Source organism: Mycoplasma sp. 1018B, assembly GCF_024582675.1.
Taxonomy (GTDB): Bacteria; Bacillota_I; Bacilli_A; order Mycoplasmatales; family Metamycoplasmataceae; genus Mycoplasmopsis.
This window is the reverse complement of record NZ_CP102084.1, coordinates 524,432-544,486: the sequence shown is the minus strand read 5'-3', so window position 1 is coordinate 544,486 and position 20,055 is coordinate 524,432. Positions and strand designations below refer to the sequence as shown.

At 29.7% G+C, this 20,055-nt stretch carries 17 protein-coding genes and 3 rRNA genes; 18 read left to right on the top strand and 2 right to left on the bottom strand.

Translation table 4 applies throughout. The features are described 5' to 3' along the window. Position 1: 1 nt before the first annotated feature. Genes NPA14_RS02125 through ffh form a run of 6 tightly spaced genes read left to right on the top strand, consistent with a single transcriptional unit; the run spans position 2 to position 6,561 of the window. A complete protein-coding gene (locus NPA14_RS02125; protein ID WP_257075756.1) occupies positions 2–2,197 on the top strand; it encodes a phenylalanine--tRNA ligase subunit beta in 2,196 nt (731 codons plus the stop codon). 7 nt (positions 2,198–2,204) lie between these two features. Beyond that, the gene (gene glyA / locus NPA14_RS02120; RefSeq protein WP_257075755.1) at positions 2,205–3,449 is read left to right on the top strand and encodes a serine hydroxymethyltransferase; all 1,245 of its coding nucleotides are present in this window, start codon (positions 2,205–2,207) and stop codon (positions 3,447–3,449) included. A gap of 1 nt (position 3,450) precedes the next feature. Beyond that, positions 3,451–4,380 (top strand): tRNA (adenosine(37)-N6)-threonylcarbamoyltransferase complex transferase subunit TsaD, encoded by a 930-nt coding sequence (gene tsaD / locus NPA14_RS02115; RefSeq protein WP_257075754.1) that lies wholly within the window; start codon positions 3,451–3,453, stop codon positions 4,378–4,380. A gap of 49 nt (positions 4,381–4,429) precedes the next feature. Further along, positions 4,430–4,996 (top strand): hypothetical protein, encoded by a 567-nt coding sequence (locus tag NPA14_RS02110; RefSeq protein ID WP_257075753.1) that lies wholly within the window; start codon positions 4,430–4,432, stop codon positions 4,994–4,996. Next, positions 4,983–5,228 (top strand): GNAT family N-acetyltransferase, encoded by a 246-nt coding sequence (locus NPA14_RS02955; protein WP_373456869.1) that lies wholly within the window; start codon positions 4,983–4,985, stop codon positions 5,226–5,228. The genes NPA14_RS02110 and NPA14_RS02955 overlap by 14 nt, the downstream gene beginning before the upstream one ends. A gap of 7 nt (positions 5,229–5,235) precedes the next feature. Next, entirely contained in the window at positions 5,236–6,561 is a 1,326-nt protein-coding gene (gene ffh / locus NPA14_RS02105) for a signal recognition particle protein (protein ID WP_373456856.1), read from the top strand. Between the two features lie 49 nt (positions 6,562–6,610). On the opposite strand, the gene NPA14_RS02950 is transcribed toward ffh, so the two are convergent. Continuing rightward, positions 6,611–6,916, bottom strand: coding sequence for a hypothetical protein (locus NPA14_RS02950; protein ID WP_373456855.1), 306 nt, complete (start codon positions 6,914–6,916; stop codon positions 6,611–6,613). On the opposite strand from NPA14_RS02950, the gene NPA14_RS02945 reads away from it, so the two are divergent. The 10 genes from NPA14_RS02945 (at position 6,915) to atpC (ending at position 14,572) form a co-directional block, all read left to right on the top strand. After that, positions 6,915–7,490 (top strand): hypothetical protein, encoded by a 576-nt coding sequence (locus NPA14_RS02945; protein WP_373456854.1) that lies wholly within the window; start codon positions 6,915–6,917, stop codon positions 7,488–7,490. The genes NPA14_RS02950 and NPA14_RS02945 overlap by 2 nt on opposite strands. Positions 7,491–7,623: 133 nt before the next feature. Continuing rightward, positions 7,624–8,079 (top strand): hypothetical protein, encoded by a 456-nt coding sequence (locus NPA14_RS02095; protein ID WP_257075752.1) that lies wholly within the window; start codon positions 7,624–7,626, stop codon positions 8,077–8,079. Beyond that, a complete protein-coding gene (locus NPA14_RS02090) occupies positions 8,054–8,806 on the top strand; it encodes a F0F1 ATP synthase subunit A (RefSeq protein ID WP_257075751.1) in 753 nt (250 codons plus the stop codon). Before NPA14_RS02095 ends, NPA14_RS02090 begins: the two co-directional genes overlap by 26 nt. Before the next feature lie 16 nt (positions 8,807–8,822). Then, positions 8,823–9,071 (top strand): ATP synthase F0 subunit C, encoded by a 249-nt coding sequence (atpE, locus tag NPA14_RS02085; RefSeq protein WP_323177289.1) that lies wholly within the window; start codon positions 8,823–8,825, stop codon positions 9,069–9,071. Positions 9,072–9,086: 15 nt separating this feature from the next. After that, entirely contained in the window at positions 9,087–9,683 is a 597-nt protein-coding gene (gene atpF, locus NPA14_RS02080; RefSeq protein WP_257075750.1) for a F0F1 ATP synthase subunit B, read from the top strand. 2 nt (positions 9,684–9,685) lie between these two features. Next, positions 9,686–10,249, top strand: a complete 564-nt coding sequence (atpH, locus tag NPA14_RS02075; RefSeq protein WP_257075749.1) for an ATP synthase F1 subunit delta — start codon at positions 9,686–9,688, stop codon at positions 10,247–10,249. After that, entirely contained in the window at positions 10,242–11,825 is a 1,584-nt protein-coding gene (gene atpA, locus NPA14_RS02070) for a F0F1 ATP synthase subunit alpha (protein ID WP_257075748.1), read from the top strand. The genes atpH and atpA overlap by 8 nt, the downstream gene beginning before the upstream one ends. Continuing rightward, positions 11,825–12,697 carry an ATP synthase F1 subunit gamma gene (gene atpG / locus NPA14_RS02065; protein ID WP_257075747.1) on the top strand — a complete coding sequence of 291 codons (873 nt, stop codon included), beginning with the start codon at positions 11,825–11,827 and terminating at the stop codon, positions 12,695–12,697. The genes atpA and atpG overlap by 1 nt, the downstream gene beginning before the upstream one ends. Before the next feature lie 44 nt (positions 12,698–12,741). After that, on the top strand, positions 12,742–14,133 hold the full coding sequence (gene atpD / locus NPA14_RS02060; protein ID WP_257076236.1) for a F0F1 ATP synthase subunit beta: 1,392 nt from the start codon (positions 12,742–12,744) through the stop codon (positions 14,131–14,133). A gap of 28 nt (positions 14,134–14,161) precedes the next feature. Continuing rightward, positions 14,162–14,572, top strand: a complete 411-nt coding sequence (gene atpC, locus NPA14_RS02055) for an ATP synthase F1 subunit epsilon (protein ID WP_257075746.1) — start codon at positions 14,162–14,164, stop codon at positions 14,570–14,572. Between the two features lie 99 nt (positions 14,573–14,671). Here atpC and rrf read toward each other — a convergent pair. Beyond that, positions 14,672–14,777: ribosomal RNA gene (gene rrf, locus NPA14_RS02050) — 5S ribosomal RNA — on the bottom strand. A 560-nt stretch (positions 14,778–15,337) separates the two neighbouring features. On the opposite strand from rrf, the gene NPA14_RS02045 reads away from it, so the two are divergent. Together NPA14_RS02045 and NPA14_RS02040 are read left to right on the top strand one after the other, a co-directional pair. After that, positions 15,338–16,855 (top strand): 16S ribosomal RNA (locus NPA14_RS02045). 281 nt (positions 16,856–17,136) lie between these two features. Next, positions 17,137–20,017 (top strand): 23S ribosomal RNA (locus tag NPA14_RS02040). Positions 20,018–20,055: the final 38 nt, after the last annotated feature.

Genomic DNA, 20,055 nt, shown 5'->3' with positions numbered 1-20,055 from the left:
TATGTTAATTTCTTTAAAAGAATTAAATAAATTTTTGCCTAAAATAAAATTAGATTTGTCTGTAGAAACTGCAATAAATAATTTAGGTTATGAAGTTGAAAGTGTTCGTTCTTTTAGTGATGTAAAAGGGATTAAATTCGTTAAAATTTTAGATGTTTATAAAAATCCTAATTCAAAAAATTTAAATGTGGTTAAACTTTTAAGCAACACTGGAGAACTAACAATTCAAACAGTGGCTACAAACGTAAAAAAAGATCATTTTGCTGTTGCTTTTGTAGAAGGATCACAAAAGGGAGAAACAGTTTTTGCTAGTAAAAAAATGGCTAATATTATTTCTCAAGGAATGTTATCTGGCTTTAGTGAATTAGGTTTTGATAGTAATTTGTTACCTTATGATGTTGATGATTTAATAATATTAGATAAAAAATCTAAAATATCTTTAGATGACGATCCAATCGAATTTTTTGAATTAGATGATTATATTTTTGATATATCTACGCCTTCTAATAGAGCTGATATTAATTCGTATTATGTTTTAGCATTAGAATTAGCTGCTTATTATCAAACAGAATTTAAATGATTTAATTATCAAACTACTTGAAATTGAGATTTTAAAAGCAAATTAAAAGTTAATAAAAATAAAGCAAATGCTTTAAGTTTTTTAGAGATTAAATTAAATAATACATTTACTAATTTAAAAGATCAATTATTTTTAGCAAAACATAATATTGAGGCAAAAAATAATTGAGCTATTGATGTAAGTAATTTAAATTTAATTTATAATGGTAGTCCAACACATTCTTATGATTTAGATAAATTAAATAACACAAAATTTAATTGCGATTTTTACACTGGTAAAGTTAAAATTTTAGGAAATAAAGAAGTTCAAGTTAATAACGCTCTTACTATATTTAATGAAAATCAAGCAGTTTCTTTGGCTTCTGTAATAGGACTTGATAATAGTGCTATTTCTTTAACAAGTAAAAATATTGCTTTTGAAATTGGTTCTTTTGATTCTAAACAAATAAGAAAAACAGCCAAAGAAATTAAATTAGATACTTTAGCTTCAAATCAAGGTGCAAAGAATATTAATTCAGAAATGGTGCGTATGGGACTAAATTTTTTAGCTTATAAAGCAAAACAAGATAAACAAAAAATTAGTCAGTTTATAAATTTTCCAAAAACAAGAAAACAACAATTTATATTACAAAACAGACATAAATTAGCCATTTATGCTAATGTAAGTGTAAAAAATCTTAATATTTTTAATAAAGTGGAAGAACAATTAAAACAAATAGGATTTCAATTTAATAAAAATAGAATATTAACTCCTTTATATAGAAGTGATTTAAATCAATACGAAGATATTATTGAAGAATATTTTAGATTTTATGGTTATGCTAATTTTACTGATAAAGAAATACTTGTTTCTAATATAAATATATTTGATAACAATAATATTAAATCAGTTTTGAAAAAATTTGGCTATCAAGAAATTAGAACATTTACATTAATTAGTAAAGAAAAAAATCTTTTCAATCCCTTTAATTTTGAAAAAGACATAAAATTGAACACTTTCGTTTCTTTAGAAAGAGAAATGATAAGAAATTCAATAGTTCCTTCATTATTAGAAGTTGCTGAATACAATAACAAAAGAAAAATAAACCAGTTAAACTTTTTTGAAATCGGAATGATAAACAATAATGTTTATGTTTGTGGTATATTATCAAATACTAATAGTTTTTATGATTTAAAAACACAAATAAATAACTTATTAAATGATGATAATTTAACTTATGAAATATTTAATGATAACGATTATGTTCATCCTAATGTTTCTGCTAAAATTTTGAAAAATAATTTATTGATAGGTTGAATAGGAAAAATAAACCCTAAATATACTAATTTAGATTGCTGAATAGCAGAATTTAGAATAGATTTAAATATTAATAATCAAACTAAAAATTTTATTGCATATAATAATGAACCTTTAAAAGTTATTGATTTAACTTTTACTTTAGAAAAAAATCAAAGCATAGGTAAAGTAATAAATGAATTAAAAACCATAAACGATATTTTTGATATTCAGCAAATAGATTCTTTTTATAAAGAAAAAGAAAAGTTAAATAATGTAACTTTAAGAATAAGCGGCACTACAACAGCAATTAATTTATTAAATCAAAAATATAATAACTAAGGAAAAAATGAAAATTAAAGATCGAATTATTGATAATATTATTAAATTAGAAAATAAAAGACAAAAAAAACATATTGAATTAATAGCTAGTGAAAATTATGTAAGTGAAGATGTTTTAAAAGCCACTGGCTCAATATTAACCAATAAATATGCAGAAGGTTATCCAACAAAACGCTATTATGGTGGTTGTGAATATGTGGATATGATTGAACAAATAGCACAAGAGAGATTACAAAAATTATTTGATGTAAAACATGTTAATGTTCAACCTTATTCTGGATCTACAGCAAATGCAGCTGCTTTAGCTACATTATGTGAACCCGGAGATAAAATAATGGGTTTAGCTTTAAGTTCGGGTGGTCATTTAACTCACGGTTATAAAATAACTTTTAGTGGTAAATTTTTCAATGCTATAACTTATGAAACAAATGAAAAAGGGCTCTTAGATTATGAAAAAATTAAAGAAATAGCTTTAAAAGAAAAACCGAAAGTAATTATTACTGGTTATTCAGCTTATTCAAGAGTTATTAACTTTAAAAAATTCAGAGAAATAGCTGATGAATGCGGCGCTTATTTAATGGCTGATATTGCTCATATAGCAGGTTTAATTGCTGCTGGGGCTCATCCTTCTCCTATTCCTTATGCTCATATAATTACTTCTACAACTCATAAAACTTTAAGAGGGGCTAGAGGTGCTATTCTTATGACAAATGATGATGAGATTGCCAAAAAAATGAATCGTTGAGTATTTCCTGGTTTTCAAGGTGGCCCTTTAGTTCATCAAATAGCTGGTAAAGCAGTAGCTTTTTATGAAGCACTACAACCTTCTTATAAAGTTTATATACACAATGTGATAAATAATGCTAAATTATTTGCTAATACTTTTATAAAAAAAGGAGTCACTGTTGTATCAAATGGCACGGACAATCATCTTTTTATTATAAATGTTTATAAAAGTTATGGAATTACAGGTAAAGAAGCAGAAGATTTATTATCTCATTTTAATATTACCGTAAATAAAAATACTGTTCCACAAGATGAATTAAGTCCTACAATTGCTTCTGGTATAAGACTAGGTACTCCCGCAATGACATCGCGTAATTTTACTGAATGAGTAAGATTGGCAGAGTTAATTGATTTAATTTTAAAAACAGGAAAAGAAATTTTAACAAATAGAATTTTGGTTAAAATGATAAAAAAAGAAATTTTAATTTGATCAAAAAAATTCCCTGTTAAAAAACATTATTTATAAAATGCGCATATTAGGTATAGAAACAAGTCATGATGATACTTCAATAGCAATATTAGATGATAATAAAGTTATTGAATTAATCACTATTTCACAAGTTGATCTTTTTAAAACTTTCGGTGGTACTATTCCGGAACTATCATCAAGAGAACATGTTAAAAATATAAATTTAATTCAATCCATTTTACAAAATAAGATTGATTTAAGAACAATTGATTATATTGCTTATACTGAAAAACCAGGATTAATAGGAACTTTACAAATAGGTTTTTTATTTGCTAATGCTTTAAGTTTAACTTTAAATAAACCATTAATTCCTATTAATCATTTAGAAGGTCATTTTTATTCTAACGCAATAGAAAGCCAAATAAATTATCCTAGTTTATGTTTATTAGTTTCAGGTGGACACACGCAATTATTATATATAGAAAGTGCTCATAAATTTATGATAATAGGTGAAACTTTAGATGATGCTGTTGGAGAAACTTTTGATAAGGTGGCTACTAAATTAAATTTAGGTTTTCCTGGAGGCCCTATAATCGATAAATTAAGTCAAAATTATACAGGAGACTATATTAAATTAACCATTCCTAAAACTGAAAACGATTTTGATTTTTCTTTCAGCGGTCTTAAATCACAGGTAATAAATCTTTATCAAAATTCCATTGATCGCAAAGAAAAACTTGATGAAACAAAATTAGCCGTTTCTTTTCAAAAAACAGCAGTTAATTATTTAATATCAAAAGTCAAATTAGCAATGCAAAAATATTCTTTTGAATCTTTAGTTCTAGCCGGAGGGGTTAGCGCAAATAGTTTATTGCGCAGTGAGTTTTTAAAATTAAGTTCTAAAAGCGTAATACCAAATTTAAAATATGCTACAGATAATGCCGCGATGATTGCTTGTTGTGCTTATTATAAATTAAAAGAAAATTAATATATTAATCCTTTATAAGGATTATTTTTATTTATATTATAATTTTTTTATGGTTAAAAAAGCAACTTCTAATGATAAAGAAAAGATATTAAACTTATTAAATCAAAATCATTTAAGTAATTTATTAATTATTGGTGATATTTGTGAGTTTGGTTTAGAGAATGATTTTATAAAAAGCTATATTAAGATAATTAATGAAAAAATAGTAGCTTATTTATTAATTTTTGGTAATACTTTATTATTTTATGATCCAGAAAATAATCTTAGTTGAAATGAATTAGAAGAACTTATAAAAAAATATAATATTCAACGTTTAACTATAAGCGAACAAATGTTTAACCATCATAAAAATATTTTTAATAATAATAAATTTCAAATTAATAAACAATTTTATGCCAAATGTAATAAATTAATTGAATTTGATGATTCGCAAGTAGTTAAAGCTAAAAAAAATGATGTTAAAAAAATTATCGATAGCAAATATTTAATTACTGAATTTGCTGATTATTTAAATAAAAATAAAGAAAAAGAATATCAAGTTGCTTTAAATCTATTTGAAAAAATATATCTAACAATTTTATTATTAAAGATTTCAAAAAAATATTGTAATAGCTAATGCTGGAATTACAGCTTGAACAGAAAAAGCAGCAGTTATCGGCGGAGTATATTGTTTATCTGATTATAGAAATAATGGATATGGTAGTAAAGTAACAAAAGCTTTAACCAATTTTATTATTTCTAAAAATAAAACAGCTGTATTATTTTATCATAACGAAATTGCTGGAAAAATATATCAAAAAATGGGTTATGAAATTTTTGGTATACTATATACTATTATTTTAAAATAGGAGAAATATGCTTAATTTTTTAGAAAATAGAATTCAAAAATCAATTGCTAAAATAGCTAAAAAAAGTATTGTTCATGAAAGTGATATTTTAGAAACTACTCGTGAAATTAAAATGGCTTTATTGGAAGCTGATGTTAATTTAAAAGTAGTTAAAGATTTTATTGCAAATGTAAAAGAGAAAGCATTAAATTCTTCTCTAGTTGGTTCTTTAAATGCTTCACAACAAATGATAAAAATAGTTCATCAAGAATTACAAGATATTTTAGGTGGAAAAGTTCAAGAAATTAATATTCATCACCGTCCTTTTATTATTTTAATGACTGGACTACAAGGATCAGGTAAAACAACAGCTGCTGCTAAATTAGCATATTTTTTGCGTAAAAAAAATTATGTAAATAAACCATTATTAGTAGCTGCTGATATTTATCGTCCAGCTGCAGTACAACAATTAGTTACTTTAGCAAAAAGTATTCAAGTTGATTATTTTGAAAAAGGCATTCAAGAAACACCACAAAACATAGTTAAAGAATCTTTAATTTTTGCACAAAATAATAAAAATGATTTAATTATTATTGATACCGCCGGACGTTTAGCAATTGATGAAAATTTAATGCAAGAATTAAGTGATTTAAAATATATAACAAAACCACACGAAATTTTATTTGTGGCTGATGCCATGAGTGGACAAGATATTCTTAATGTTGCTCAAACTTTTAATGAAAAACTAAAATTAAATGCGGCTATTATAACAAAATTAGATTCAGATGCTAGAGGTGGAGCAGCACTTAGCATAACAAAAATGCTCAATATTCCAATTAAATTTATAGGAACGGGGGAAAAAATTTCTAATTTAGATCTTTTTTATCCTGATAGAATGGCAGATCGTATTTTAGGAATGGGCGATGTTTTATCGTTGATTGAAAAAGCTGAAGAAGTTTTTGATGAACAAGGAGCTAAAAATACCGTTAACAAAATAATGAGTGGTAAATTTGATTTAGATGATTTAATGCAAAATTTAGCACAAATGCGTAAAATGGGCAAAATGAGTAAAATAATTAAAATGATACCTGGTTTAGCTAATAAAATAAGCGATGATAAAATTGAACAAGCAGAAGAAAAATTTAAAACTTATGAAATTTTAATCAATTCTATGACTTTAAAAGAAAGAAAGAATCCTAAATTACTTAGACAAAGTGGCAGAAAAGAAAGAATTATCAAAGGTAGTGGAAGAAGTGCTTTTGAATATAATAGATTAGTTAATGATTTTGAAAATATGTCTAAAAATATGAATGAAATGGCAAAAAAATCAAATCTGGCAATTTTGGCGATCTAGGAAAAATGGGATTAGGTGGTTTTTAAATGAAACACAGTTTTTTTTCTATTTATGGCAATAACATACCTTTTAATTCATTATCAAAATTAGTTCTATTGATAATAGGACTTTTAGGTATTTTTTTAGCTTTAGTAATGTGATTTTTTAAAAATTTAATATATCGTTCATATCAAAATAAAATAATAAAAATTTCTAATGTAAATTTAACTTTATTTTGACGTTTATTTGGATTAATTACATTATTAGGAGTGATTTTAAGAAGTGTTTTATTAGTTTTAGTTAAATATCCTTTTTTGTGAGAAATTTTTCCTTTACATTTGTGTCGATTGATATTAGTTTTTTGCGCTTTTAGCATGCTTATAAATAAAAATCATTGAATAAGATATTTTGGACCAATTGGAATTTTAGGAGCTACTACTGCATTATTGTTACCCGAAATGCATAATAATAATATAGGATTGGACAGTTATTATTATTGAGATTATATATTTACTCATTGATATGTTTTATTAATACCAACTTTCTTATTAATTATTAATGTTAAAAATTATCAATTTAAAGATACATTTATTACTTTAACTCTATTTTTCTTTTTAGCATTATTAATGTTTTTAATTAATTTTATAACTAATACTAATAAACACATTCCAATTGAATGAAAATCAAATTATTTTTATTTGGGGAAAAATGAGTTTAATACTTTAAAAGATTTCATTAAACCTTTATCATTTTGACCTTTTAATTTATTTACGTTTATGTTTTGTATTCTATTATATATGGTTTTATTTATAGCAATTTGATTGTTACAAAGTCATATTTATATAGATTTTATTAATAAAAAAATTATTATTAAATGAATTAGTAATACTAATTGAAAACTTTATAAAAATTCAATTAAAAATTTTTCATTTCATCGAAATAATCTATAAATAAGCTTTAAAATTAAATTTTATTTCTTAAGAAATATTTTTAGCTTATTTTTAAAGTATTATAATTTGAATTATGTTATTAGAAATAGCATAATTTTTTTAATAGCATTTATTAAAGAAAAAATAAAGAAATATGAATAATAGTTTAATTTTTAAAATTTATTTAACTATCTCGACTATAAGCATATTTATAAGCCTTTGTTTTTATCCTCTAAATAAATTTGCAACATTTATTGGATTATTAATTGGCATTTTATACTCTTGTTTATCTTTTTTAATAAAAGATTTACTTTTAGATTTGGGTATTTTAAATAGAAGATCTAAAAGCAAATTCCATTTTTTATGGTTTATTTGCTTTTTATTTCTTTTTTTAATTGCTTCATTAATTATTATAGTTATGTTACTTATAAATATTAAGTCAGTGAATATTTATGAAAAAAAAATTTTTAATCTGGTCTTTTATCCTATTAATATAATAAGTTTTATTATTGGAGTATCACTTTTACCATTGACTTATTTTATTGGACCTATGATTGAAAAAATATTTTATAGAAAGGAGAAATATGGAGAAAATCGCAGAAAATTTTAGTAAGTGAAATCATCCACAATTATTTTCATTATTTTTAACTGTTATTATTTGTTTGATTTTGGGTTTGATTATAGTTATTGAAATTAAACGCACTTCAAAACCAAATAAAGCTCCTAGTGCCTTTTTAATTATTATGGAAGGTTATGTAACAACTATTGATAATATGTTTGATGAAACAACACAGGGTAAAATTAAAGGCTCGAGAATATATATATTTGGGTTATCTACATTTTTATTAATTGGTAATTTGGTAGCACCATTAGGAGTTGAACCAATAGTTAGTTCGTATTCAATCCCTTTAACTTTGGCTTTAATTAGTTGATTAGGAATTTTTGTAGTGGGTATTATTCATCAAAAATGAAAATTTTTCCTAAAATATTTATTAAATCCTGTTGAAGTGATTGGACAATTTGCCCCACTAATTTCTTTAAGTTTTCGTATTTTTGGAAATATAGTAGGAGGGGGAACAATTTTATTTTTAGTTTATTGATTTTTTGGTTATCTTTGAAGATTAATACCAGGTCAAGAAGCAAATAATTTATTTTTCTTTGGAATAATTATTACACCTTTTTTACACATGTATTTTGATCTTTTTGGAGCTCTTATTCAAGCATTAATTTTTTCAACTTTAACTGTTGTTTATTGAACGAGCCAAATTGATGATGAACCCAAAGTAGAAAAAAAATCAAAAATAAAAACTGTTCTAACAAAACAAAATATTTATTAAATTTTAAGGAGTGATTATGGAACAAAATTTTAGTGAAATTGGTAAAGGTTTAGTTGCAATAGCGGCTGGATTATCAATGATTGGTGTTATTGGCACGGGTTTAGGGCAAGGAATAGCGGCTGGAAAAGCTGCAGAAGCTGTTGGTAGAAATCCTGAAGCACAATCAAAAATTCGTACAATGTTATTAATTGGTAGTGGTGTTGCTGAATCGGCTGCTATTTATTCTCTTGTTATTGCCCTAATTATTCTTTTTGCTTTTAATTAAAATAATTTAAAAAATATGTCTAATTTTTTAAATACAGTAACTGTTTGAGCTGAAATTTCTAATCAGGCAAATGCAGAAACAGCAAATAATTCCATTTCATTAAGCGAAGAATTAAAGGAAAAATTTGAAAAAATTTTTCCTTCTTGACCAATGATGTTAGCAACTTTAATTGCTTTAATTTTAGTAATAATAATAATTTATTTTTTAGCACATAAACCAATAAACAAAGCTATTAAAGCAAGACAAAAATTTATTCAAGATAATATTGATAGTGCAACAAATTTAAAATTGCAATCACAAGAGCAATTAAATCAAGCTAATTTGAAATTAGCTCAAGCACAAGAAGAAGCTGCTCGTATTATTCAAGAAGGAACAAATCGTTCAAACAAACAAGCTTTAGAAATGATAGAAGATGCGAGAAAAACTTCTAAAAGAATGATAGAAGAAGCTCGAATGGATGTAAAAAAACAAAAAGAAGAATTTTTAGATGAAACTAGAAATCAAATTGCAGAGGTAGCAAGTCAATTATCTAGACAAATTTTAAAAGGCTCAGTTAATAAAGACATAGAAGATGAAATAATTAATGAGTTTCTTAAACAGGATAAATTTTAAATATGTTTAAAAAAGCTAATTTAGAAGCTTATGCACTTGCATTGTATGAATTATCAATGGAAATGCAAGTAGCACATGAAACATCTTTATTAATAACGAGTTTATATAAAGAAATTAAAAAAGACAAAAGTTTTATTAATTATCTTAGAGATAACGAAAAAACTTTTGATCAAAAATATCAATATATTGATAATATTTTTGCTGATTTTCAAAAAAATCAAATTACTAAAGATTTTCTTAAAGTAGTTGTAGAACATAAGGCTATAAATCATTTGCAAAGAATCATAAGTACTTATTTAAAATTAGTAAATAATCATTTAAATATTAAATTTGCTAAAATTTATAGCGCTTTTCCTATTAGTGAAGAAAAGTTAAATTTAATTAAAGAAAAATTAGAAAAAGATTATAACTGTTTATTTGACATAGAAAACAAAATTGATCCTAATATAATTAGTGGTTTTAAAATCAGAATGGATAGTTACATAATTGAAAATTCAATTGGTTCTAAATTAAATCAATTGACAAATTTAATGAAACAAAAAAATGAAGGAGGAATAGATGGCTAATTCAATCCATGATATTTCAGCTATTATCAAAGATAGAATTAAACGTTTTAACGCCTCAAAAATTGATCATTCAGAAATAGGCCATATTGTTACTATTGGAGATGGAATAGCACTAGTTAGTGGTTTAGAACAAGCAAAGAATGGTGAAATCATAACTTTTAAAAATGATATTTATGGTTTAGTTTTAAATCTTGAAGAAGAAGTTATAGGTGTGGCTATTTTTGGTGATGCTAATAGCCTTGCAGAAGGTGACGAATGTAAATGTACTGGAGAAGTTATTTCTGTGCCTGTTGGTAATGCTTTAGTTGGTAGAGTTATAGATTCTTTAGGTCAACCAATAGATGGTAAAGGTAAAATTGAAACTGATAAATATAGTGAAATTTTTAAAGTCGCTCCCGGAGTTATGACCAGAAAAGAAGTTAATCAACCTCTTTCAACTGGTATTTTAGCAATTGATTCAATGATTCCTATTGGTAAAGGACAAAGAGAATTAATTATTGGTGATAGACAAACTGGCAAAAGTGCTATAGCAATAGATACAATTATTAATCAAAAAGGTAAAAATGTTAAATGCGTTTATGTTGCCATAGGACAAAAAAATTCTACTATTGCACAAATAGTACAAAAATTAAAAGATAAAGGCGCAATGGCATATACAACAGTGGTTGTTTCAGGAGCGAGTGAATTAGCTCCGCAACAATATATAGCTCCTTATGCAGGAGTAACAATTGCTGAAGAATGAATGTCAAAAGGTGAAGATGTATTAATTGTTTATGATGATTTATCAAAACATGCAGTTGCTTATAGAACATTATCATTATTATTAAGAAGACCTCCAGGCAGAGAAGCTTATCCAGGCGATGTGTTTTACTTACATTCACAATTGTTAGAAAGAGCAGCTAGGGTTACAGCTGAATATGGTGGCGGTTCTATTACTGCTTTACCAATTGTTGAAACACAACAAGGTGATATTTCAGCTTACATTCCAACAAATGTTATTTCTATTACCGATGGACAAATTTTTACTAAAGAATCATTATTTAATTCAGGTCAAAGACCGGCAGTTGATGTGGGTTTTTCTGTTAGTCGGGTAGGTTCGAGTGCACAAATTAAAGCCATCAAAGAGGTTTCTTCATCCTTAAAATTAGAATTAGCTCAGTATAATGAAATGTTAGCTTTTGCTCAATTTGGTTCTGATTTAGATGAATCTACAAAAAATATTTTAAATCATGGAGCTAAAGTTTACGAATTTTTAAAACAAGAGCAATACTCACCATTATCTCAAATGGTACAAGTAGCAATTTTATTAAGTATTAAAGAAAAATTAATTAATCCTATTCCGTTAAACGAAATTAAAAATTTTAAAATAGAAATTATTAAATTTATGAGTGAAACAGCTCAAGGCGATGATTTAGCTAAAAAAATTAAAGCAAATAATAATGCTTTAAATGATGAAATTAGATTAGAATTAACTCAAGCTTTAATTCAAATTGTAAATAAAATAATTAATAGTATTCCTAATTATAATCCTAACGAGCATTTATCAATACCAGAAAAATGATTAGAAAATAAATAATGGCTGGATTACAAGGTTTAAAAAATAGAATTGATGCTGTACAATCAATTCGTAAAATTACTCATGCTATGGAATTAGTTGCAACTTCTAAATTACGTAAAGCAAGAAGTGAATATGAAAGTGTTAATACTTATGTTAATGCTGTAAATAATTCTTTTTATTCTGTTTTAGCACATTTAAATGATTTGGATTTAAAAGATCTTTTTGCAATCAATCAAACAAATGGTAAATTATATATTATTTGTACTGGTGATATTGGTTTATCAGGATCGTTTAATTCAAGTGTAATTAAATTAGCAAAAAAAATAATCACCGAAAAAGATAAATTAATTTTAATTGGTGTTAAAGGAGCTAAAGCTTTACAAAAAGAATTTGCTAAACAAATTATTAAAATATACAATTCTGATACACAAGCTGATCATTATCGTTTAATGTCTTATGTTTTAAAAAGCGCAATGGAAATATATCAAAATGGTCAAGTTAATTCGATTAATGTTATTTATAGTCAATATATAAATAACATTTTGCAAGAAGAAACGACAAAACAAATTTTTCCTTTTAATTTTAAAGAAATTAAACAAGAATATTCGCAAAATTCTTCAAATAATACAATTAAAACTTGAATAGAATTTGATCCTTCAGTTAAAGAAGTATTTAATGAAGCAATACCTTTATATGTTGTTGCTCAAATATATTTAGCTTATGCTTCGTCTAAATTAAGCGAATTGGTTGCAAGAAGAGCTGCTATGGAATCTGCGACTGATAATGCTGATAATTTAATTGCTGACTTGCAAATTAAATATAACAGCAAAAGACAAAATAATATAACTCAGGAATTAAATGAAATAATTTCAGGAGCAAATGTAATTTAAGAAAGGATAAACCATATGTCCATAAATAATCACACTCAAAAAATATTGGTAAAATTGTACAAATAATTGGCCCTGTTGTTGATGTTCGTTTTGAACATGGTAAATTACCTGCTATTAATAATGCTCTAGTGTTATATAATCAAAATGAAAAAATTATTTTAGAAGTGGCTCAACATATTGGAGACGAAACAGTAAGAACTATTTCAATGGTTTCAACTAATGGATTATCAAGAGGTAATTTAGTAGAAGATACAGGAAAATCAATCAGTGTGCCTGTTGGTAATGCCATTTTAGGAAGAATGTTTAATGTTTTAGGAGATCCTATCGATTTGCTTGAAGAACCAAAAGCTGAAAAAAGAATGTCGATTCATGCTTCAGCGCCATCATATGAAGATCAAAAAACTATTAGCGAAATTTTAGAAACAGGTATAAAAGTTATTGATTTATTAATTCCTTATGCTAAAGGTGGTAAAATAGGACTTTTTGGTGGAGCTGGTGTTGGCAAAACTGTTTTAGTTCAAGAATTAATAAATAATATTGCTACTCAACATGGTGGTTTATCTGTTTTTGTAGGAGTTGGTGAAAGAACTAGAGAAGGTAATGATTTGTATTACGAAATGAAAGCTGCTGGTGTTTTAGATAAAACCGCTTTAGTTTTTGGTCAAATGAATGAACCTCCAGGAGCTAGAATGAGAGTAGCGTTAACCGGATTAACAATGGCTGAATATTTCCGTGATCAACAAAATCAAGATGTTTTATTATTTATTGATAATATCTTTAGATTTGTTCAAGCTGGTTCAGAAGTGAGCGCCTTATTAGGTCGTATGCCTTCTGCTGTAGGTTATCAACCAACTTTAGCTACAGAAATGGGACAACTGCAAGAAAGAATTACATCAACTCACAAAGGATCTATTACTTCTGTTCAAGCAGTTTATGTTCCTGCAGATGATTTAACTGATCCAGCTCCAGCAACTACCTTTACTCATTTAGATGCTAAAACAGTTTTGGATCGTAATATAGCTGCATTAGGAATTTATCCTGCTGTTAATCCTTTAGCATCTAATTCTAGATTACTTGATCCTCTTATTGTTGGGCAAGAACATTATGATGTTGCTTATGGAGTAATTAGTATATTACAAAAATTTGAGGAATTAAAAGATATAATAGCTATTTTAGGTCTAGGGGAATTAAGCGAAGAAGACAAAACTATTGTTGTAAGGGCAAGAAGAATCAGAAATTTCTTATCACAACCTTTTACAGTTGCTGAAAAATTCTCTGGTAAAAAAGGTCAATTCGTTAGACTTGCAGATAGTATTAGAAGTTTTAAAGCAATTTTAGATGGTAAATATGATAATTATCCAGAAGATTTATTCTTTTATGCTGGGTCAATAGATGAAGTTGAAGAAAGATATAAAAATTTACAATCTAACAATTAATATTTGTAAATTAAATTAAAAATAATTAATGAATACAATAAAATTAAAAATTATTACAGTATATGGAATATTTTTTGAAGATTATGTTATTTCGGTTAATTTAAAAACTAAAATTGGTGGAGAAATTACTTTATTAGTTAATCATTCGCCTTTTGTTGCTAACATTGATATTTGTAAAATGTCTATTTTGACAAAAGAAAACAAAAAATTATTTTATTCGATAGGAGATGGTTTTTTACAAACTGAACCTAATGTAATTACTATAATAACTGATGATATTTTATCAGTTGATGAAATTAATATTAAACGCGCACAAGAAGAACAAAAACATTTAATGGATGCTTTAGAAAGAACTAAAGATTCAAAAGAAAAAGAAATGTTTCAATATAAATTACGTAAAGTTCTTAACCGTATAGAACTTTATAATCAAAAATATTAAAAAACCATAATAATGAATTAATCTAAAAAGTTAACATTTATTTCAAAAAGTAACTTGAAAAAAGATAATTCAGTATATGGTTTTTTAATTTTTAAAATAAAAAAGCCGTTTCCTATTTTTGCATTTCTGCTATTTTCGGCACTAAAGGGCTTAACTACTGAGTTCGGAATGGTATCAGGTGATCCCCTTCGTTATAACGACTTATGAAATTATTATAATACAAAAAAATTAAAATCAATAAAAAAATAAAAAAGATACACCAAACAAGTTATATCTTAAATTAGTATATAAAAAATATTAGAATGTAATACTTTTCTATAAAAATGAGACGGTATATTATAAAATATTAAGGAGATAAACAATAAATAACAAATATTTTAGATAAAATACTTTAAAAATAAAACACAACAAATAAAATATATTAATATTTACGCGTCTATAATTTATTAGACGCAAATAAATTATATTATTTTTTACGTTTTATTCAATTTTAAAAAATCATTAATTAATAATAATTAAATATTAATGTTACAAACTAAATTTAAAAATTATTTATTAAATTATTTTTTAGTGTATTATTATTGTAATTTACAAAATGATTAAAATATAAAATAAATTTAACGAATTATTTTAAAGGATTTACAATAGTTTAAAAAATTAAAAAATATTTTTTAAAAAAATTATGTTAAAATTAAATCGTTCTTATTTTATATATTAAGATAGATGTTCTTTGAAAACTAGATACAAATAAACATGACAGTCAATTTTTTCGAGAGTTTGATCCTGGCTCAGGATGAACGCTGGCTGTGTGCCTAATACATGCATGTCGAGCGAAGTTCTTTTTGAACTTAGCGGCGAATGGGTGAGTAACACGTACTCAACGTACCCTTTAGATTGGGATAGCAAGTGGAAACATTTGATAATACCGAATATGCAATTATTTCGCATGAAATTATTGTAAAAGAAGCCTTTAAAGCTTCGCTAAAGGAGCGGGGTGCGTAGCATTAGCTAGTTGGTATGGGTAATGGCCTACCAAGGCAATGATGCTTAGCGGGGTTGAGAGACTGACCCGCCACACTGGGACTGAGATACGGCCCAGACTCCTACGGGAGGCAGCAGTAGGGAATATTCCACAATGGACGAAAGTCTGATGGAGCGACACAGCGTGCAGGATGAAGGCCCTATGGGTTGTAAACTGCTGTGGTAAGGGAAGAAAAAGTAAATAAGGAAATGTATTTACCTTGACGGTACCTTATTAGAAAGCGACGGCTAACTATGTGCCAGCAGCCGCGGTAATACATAGGTCGCAAGCGTTATCCGGAATTATTGGGCGTAAAGCGTCTGTAGGTTGTTTGTTAAGTCTGGCGTCAAAATTTGGGGCTCAACCCCAAATCGCGTTAGATACTATCATACTAGAGTTATGTAGAGGTTAGTGGAATTCCTTGTGAAGCGGTGGAATGCGTAGATATAAGGAAGAACACCAATATGGCGAAGGCAGCTAACTGGACATATACTGACACTGAGAGACGAAAGCGTGGGGAGCAAACAGGATTAGATACCCTGGTAGTCCACGCCCTAAACGATGATCATTAGTTGATGGAGAATTCATCGACGCAGCTAACGCATTAAATGATCCGCCTGAGTAGTACGTTCGCAAGAATAAAACTTAAAGGAATTGACGGGGATCCGCACAAGCGGTGGAGCATGTGGTTTAATTTGAGGATACGCGTAGAACCTTACCCACTCTTGACATCTTCTGCAAAGCTATAGAGATATAGTAGAGGTTAACAGAATGACAGATGGTGCATGGTTGTCGTCAGCTCGTGTCGTGAGATGTTCGGTTAAGTCCTGCAACGAGCGCAACCCTTGTCCTTAGTTACTAACATTAAGTTGAGCACTCTAAGGAGACTGCCCGAGTAATTGGGAGGAAGGTGGGGACGACGTCAAATCATCATGCCTCTTACGAGTGGGGCAACACACGTGCTACAATGGTCGGTACAAAGAGAAGCAAACTGGTGACAGGGAGCAAACCTCAAAAACCGATCTCAGTTCGGATTGTAGTCTGCAACTCGACTACATGAAGTCGGAATCGCTAGTAATCGTAGATCAGCTACGCTACGGTGAATACGTTCTCGGGTCTTGTACACACCGCCCGTCAAACCATGGGAGCTGGTAATGCCCGAAGTCGGTTTATTATACAAACTGCCTAAGGCAGGACTGGTGACTGGGGTTAAGTCGTAACAAGGTATCCCTACGAGAACGTGGGGATGGATCACCTCCTTTCTACGGAGTACAAAACCTAACTTTTAAGTGTTGGACTTAATTTTTTAGACCTTATTATTAATATAACTTTTGTCATGGCTTAAAAGGTCAAAGTATTGTATCTAGTTTTGAGAGAATATCTCTCAATGTTCTTTGAAAACTGAATAGTAAAATATTTTAAAATATTTACAACGACATCAAACAAAATGAATTATGTCAATTTGTTTTGATTCATCGAGTAAATCTTATGATTTATTAAAATGTCTTAAAATACACATCATTATAACCAAATAGGAACATACTTTTAAATAATAAAGAGTTTGTGGTGGATGCCTTGGGTCTGAAAGTCGATGAAGGACGTGATTACCTGCGATAAGCCTCGTTGAGCCGGATATATGCTATGAAACGGGGATTTCCGAATGGGGAAACCTAACTAAGGTAATGCTTAGTTGCCATTTTCTCAATACATAGGAAAATGTTGCGATAGACCTTGTGAACTGAAACATCTTAGTAGCAAGAGGAAAGAAAATAAATAATGATTTCTTTAGTAGCGGCGAGCGAAAGAGAAGGAGCCCAAACCATTTTTATGGGGTTGTAGGACGAACTATATAGAGTTATAAAATTAAATGATAGCAGAAACTTTTGGGAAGAAGTGACATAGAGGGTGATATCCCCGTATGCGAAATTGTTTAATCTCTTGGTCGTATCCTGAGTAGGGCGGGGCACGTGAAACCCTGTCTGAATCTGCCGGGACCACCCGGTAAGGCTAAATACTAATCAGACACCGATAGTGAACTAGTACCGTGAGGGAAAGGTGAAAAGAACCCCGAAAGGGGAGTGAAATAGATTCTGAAACCACTTACTTACAATTAGTCAGAGCCCGTTTATGGGTGATGGCGTACATCTTGCAGTATGGACCGGCGAGTTACTTTAACATGCGAGGTTAAGCAGAAAAAGCGGAGCCGTAGAGAAATCGAGTCTTAATAGGGCGCTTTAGTATGTTGAAGTACACCCGAAACCAGGTGATCTATTCATGAGCAGGCTGAAGCTGAGGTAAAACTGAGTGGAGGGCCGAACCGTAGTACGCTGAAAAGTGCCCGGATGACTTGTGAATAGCGGAGAAATTCCAATCGAACTTGGAGATAGCTGGTTCTCCTCGAAATAGCTTTAGGGCTAGCGTGTGATGTTAAGTTTTGGTGGTAGAGCACTGAATATGGAATGGCGGCGCCTAGCTGTACTGACTATAATCAAACTCCGAATACCATTATGTATTATCATGCAGTCGGAACCGGGGTGCTAACGTCCCGGCTCGCGAGGGTAACAACCCAGATCGTCGGCTAAGGTCCCAAAATCGTGTTAAGTGAGAAAGGTTGTGAGATTTCATAAACAACTAGGAAGTTGGCTTAGAAGCAGCCACCTTTTAAAGAGTGCGTAATAGCTCACTAGTCAAGAGATCTTGCGCCAATAATTTAACGGGACTAAAACACGATACCGAAGCCACGGGTACAATTGTACGTTAGAGGAGCGTTCTTAGGGCAATGAAGCTAGACCGTGAGGACTGGTGGAGCGTTAAGAAGTGAGAATGCCGGTATGAGTAACGATTCGTAGTGAGAATCTACGACGCCTATTGGGGAAGGTTTCCTGGGCAAGGTTCGTCCACCCAGGGTTAGTCAGGACCTAAGGCGAGGCCGACAGGCGTAGTCGATGGACAACAGGTTAATATTCCTGTACTTTCCTAAAAGTGATGGAGTGACGGAGAAGGATAGCTTTACCACTTATCGGATTGTGGGGTAAGTATTTATTGGGAATTGTTGGTAAATCCGCAATTCATAACCGAAAGATATGATGCATAATGCTTTTGCGTGAATTAAGTAATTTCATACTTCCTAGAAAAGCTTCTAAACTTAATTTTATGGAAACCTGTACCGAGAACGGACACACGTCCCCAAGATGAGTATTCTAAGGCGAGCGAGAAAACTAGTGTTAAGGAACTCTGCAAAATGACCCCGTAAGTTCGCAAGAAGGGGCACCTATGTAAAGCATAGGTCACAGTAAATTATGAGGGGCAACTGTTTATCAAAAACACAGCTCTCTGCTAAACCGCAAGGTGATGTATAGGGGTGAAGCCTGCCCAGTGCCCGAAGGTTAAGTGGATGCGTTAGCATTTGCGAAGCGTTGAAATGAAGCCCGGGTGAACGGCGGCCGTAACTATAACGGTCCTAAGGTAGCGAAATTCCTTGTCGGCTAAATACTGACCTGCACGAAAGGCGCAATGATCTCTCAACTGTCTCAACACTGAGACTCGGTGAAATTATGGTCCCAGTGAAAACGCTGGGTACCCGCATCAAGACGAAAAGACCCCATGGAGCTTTACTATAACTTTATATTGAAATTTGGTCTAACATGTATAGGATAGGTGGGAGACAATGATATTAAAACGCCAGTTTTAAAGGAGTCAACCTTGAAATACCACCCTTGTTATATTGAGTTTCTAACTTGCTATCATAATCAGGTAGGAGGACAGTGCATGGTGGGTAGTTTGACTGGGGCGGTCGCCTCCTAAAGAGTAACGGAGGCGTTCAAAGGTACACTCAATACGGTCAGAAACCGTATGTAGAGCGCAAAGGTAGAAGTGTGCTTGACTGTGAGACTTACAAGTCGAGCAGGTGCGAAAGCAGGACTTAGTGATCCGGCTGTACATTGTGGAATGGCAGTCGCTCAACGGATAAAAGTTACCCTGGGGATAACAGGCTTATCTTGCCCAAGAGATCACATCGACGGCAAGGTTTGGCACCTCGATGTCGGCTCATCGCATCCTGGAGCTGGAGTCGGTTCCAAGGGTTGGGCTGTTCGCCCATTAAAGCGGTACGCGAGCTGGGTTCAAAACGTCGTGAGACAGTTTGGTCCCTATCTGATGTGGGCGTTGGAATATTGATGAGAGCCGCTCTTAGTACGAGAGGACCGGAGTGGACGTACCACTGGTGTTCCTGTTGTTGCGCCAGCAGCATAGCAGGGTAGCTAAGTACGGAAAGGATAACCGCTGAAAGCATCTAAGTGGGAAGCCTCCTCAAAGATAAGTATTCCCTTGAGATTCCTTATAGACTATGAGGTTGATAGGATGGATGTGTACGCGTAGCAATACGTTTAGCTGACCATTACTAATAAATCGATAGGTTTAAAAGTAAAATGTTTTGTGTATGTGACATTTTATTAAATCTTTA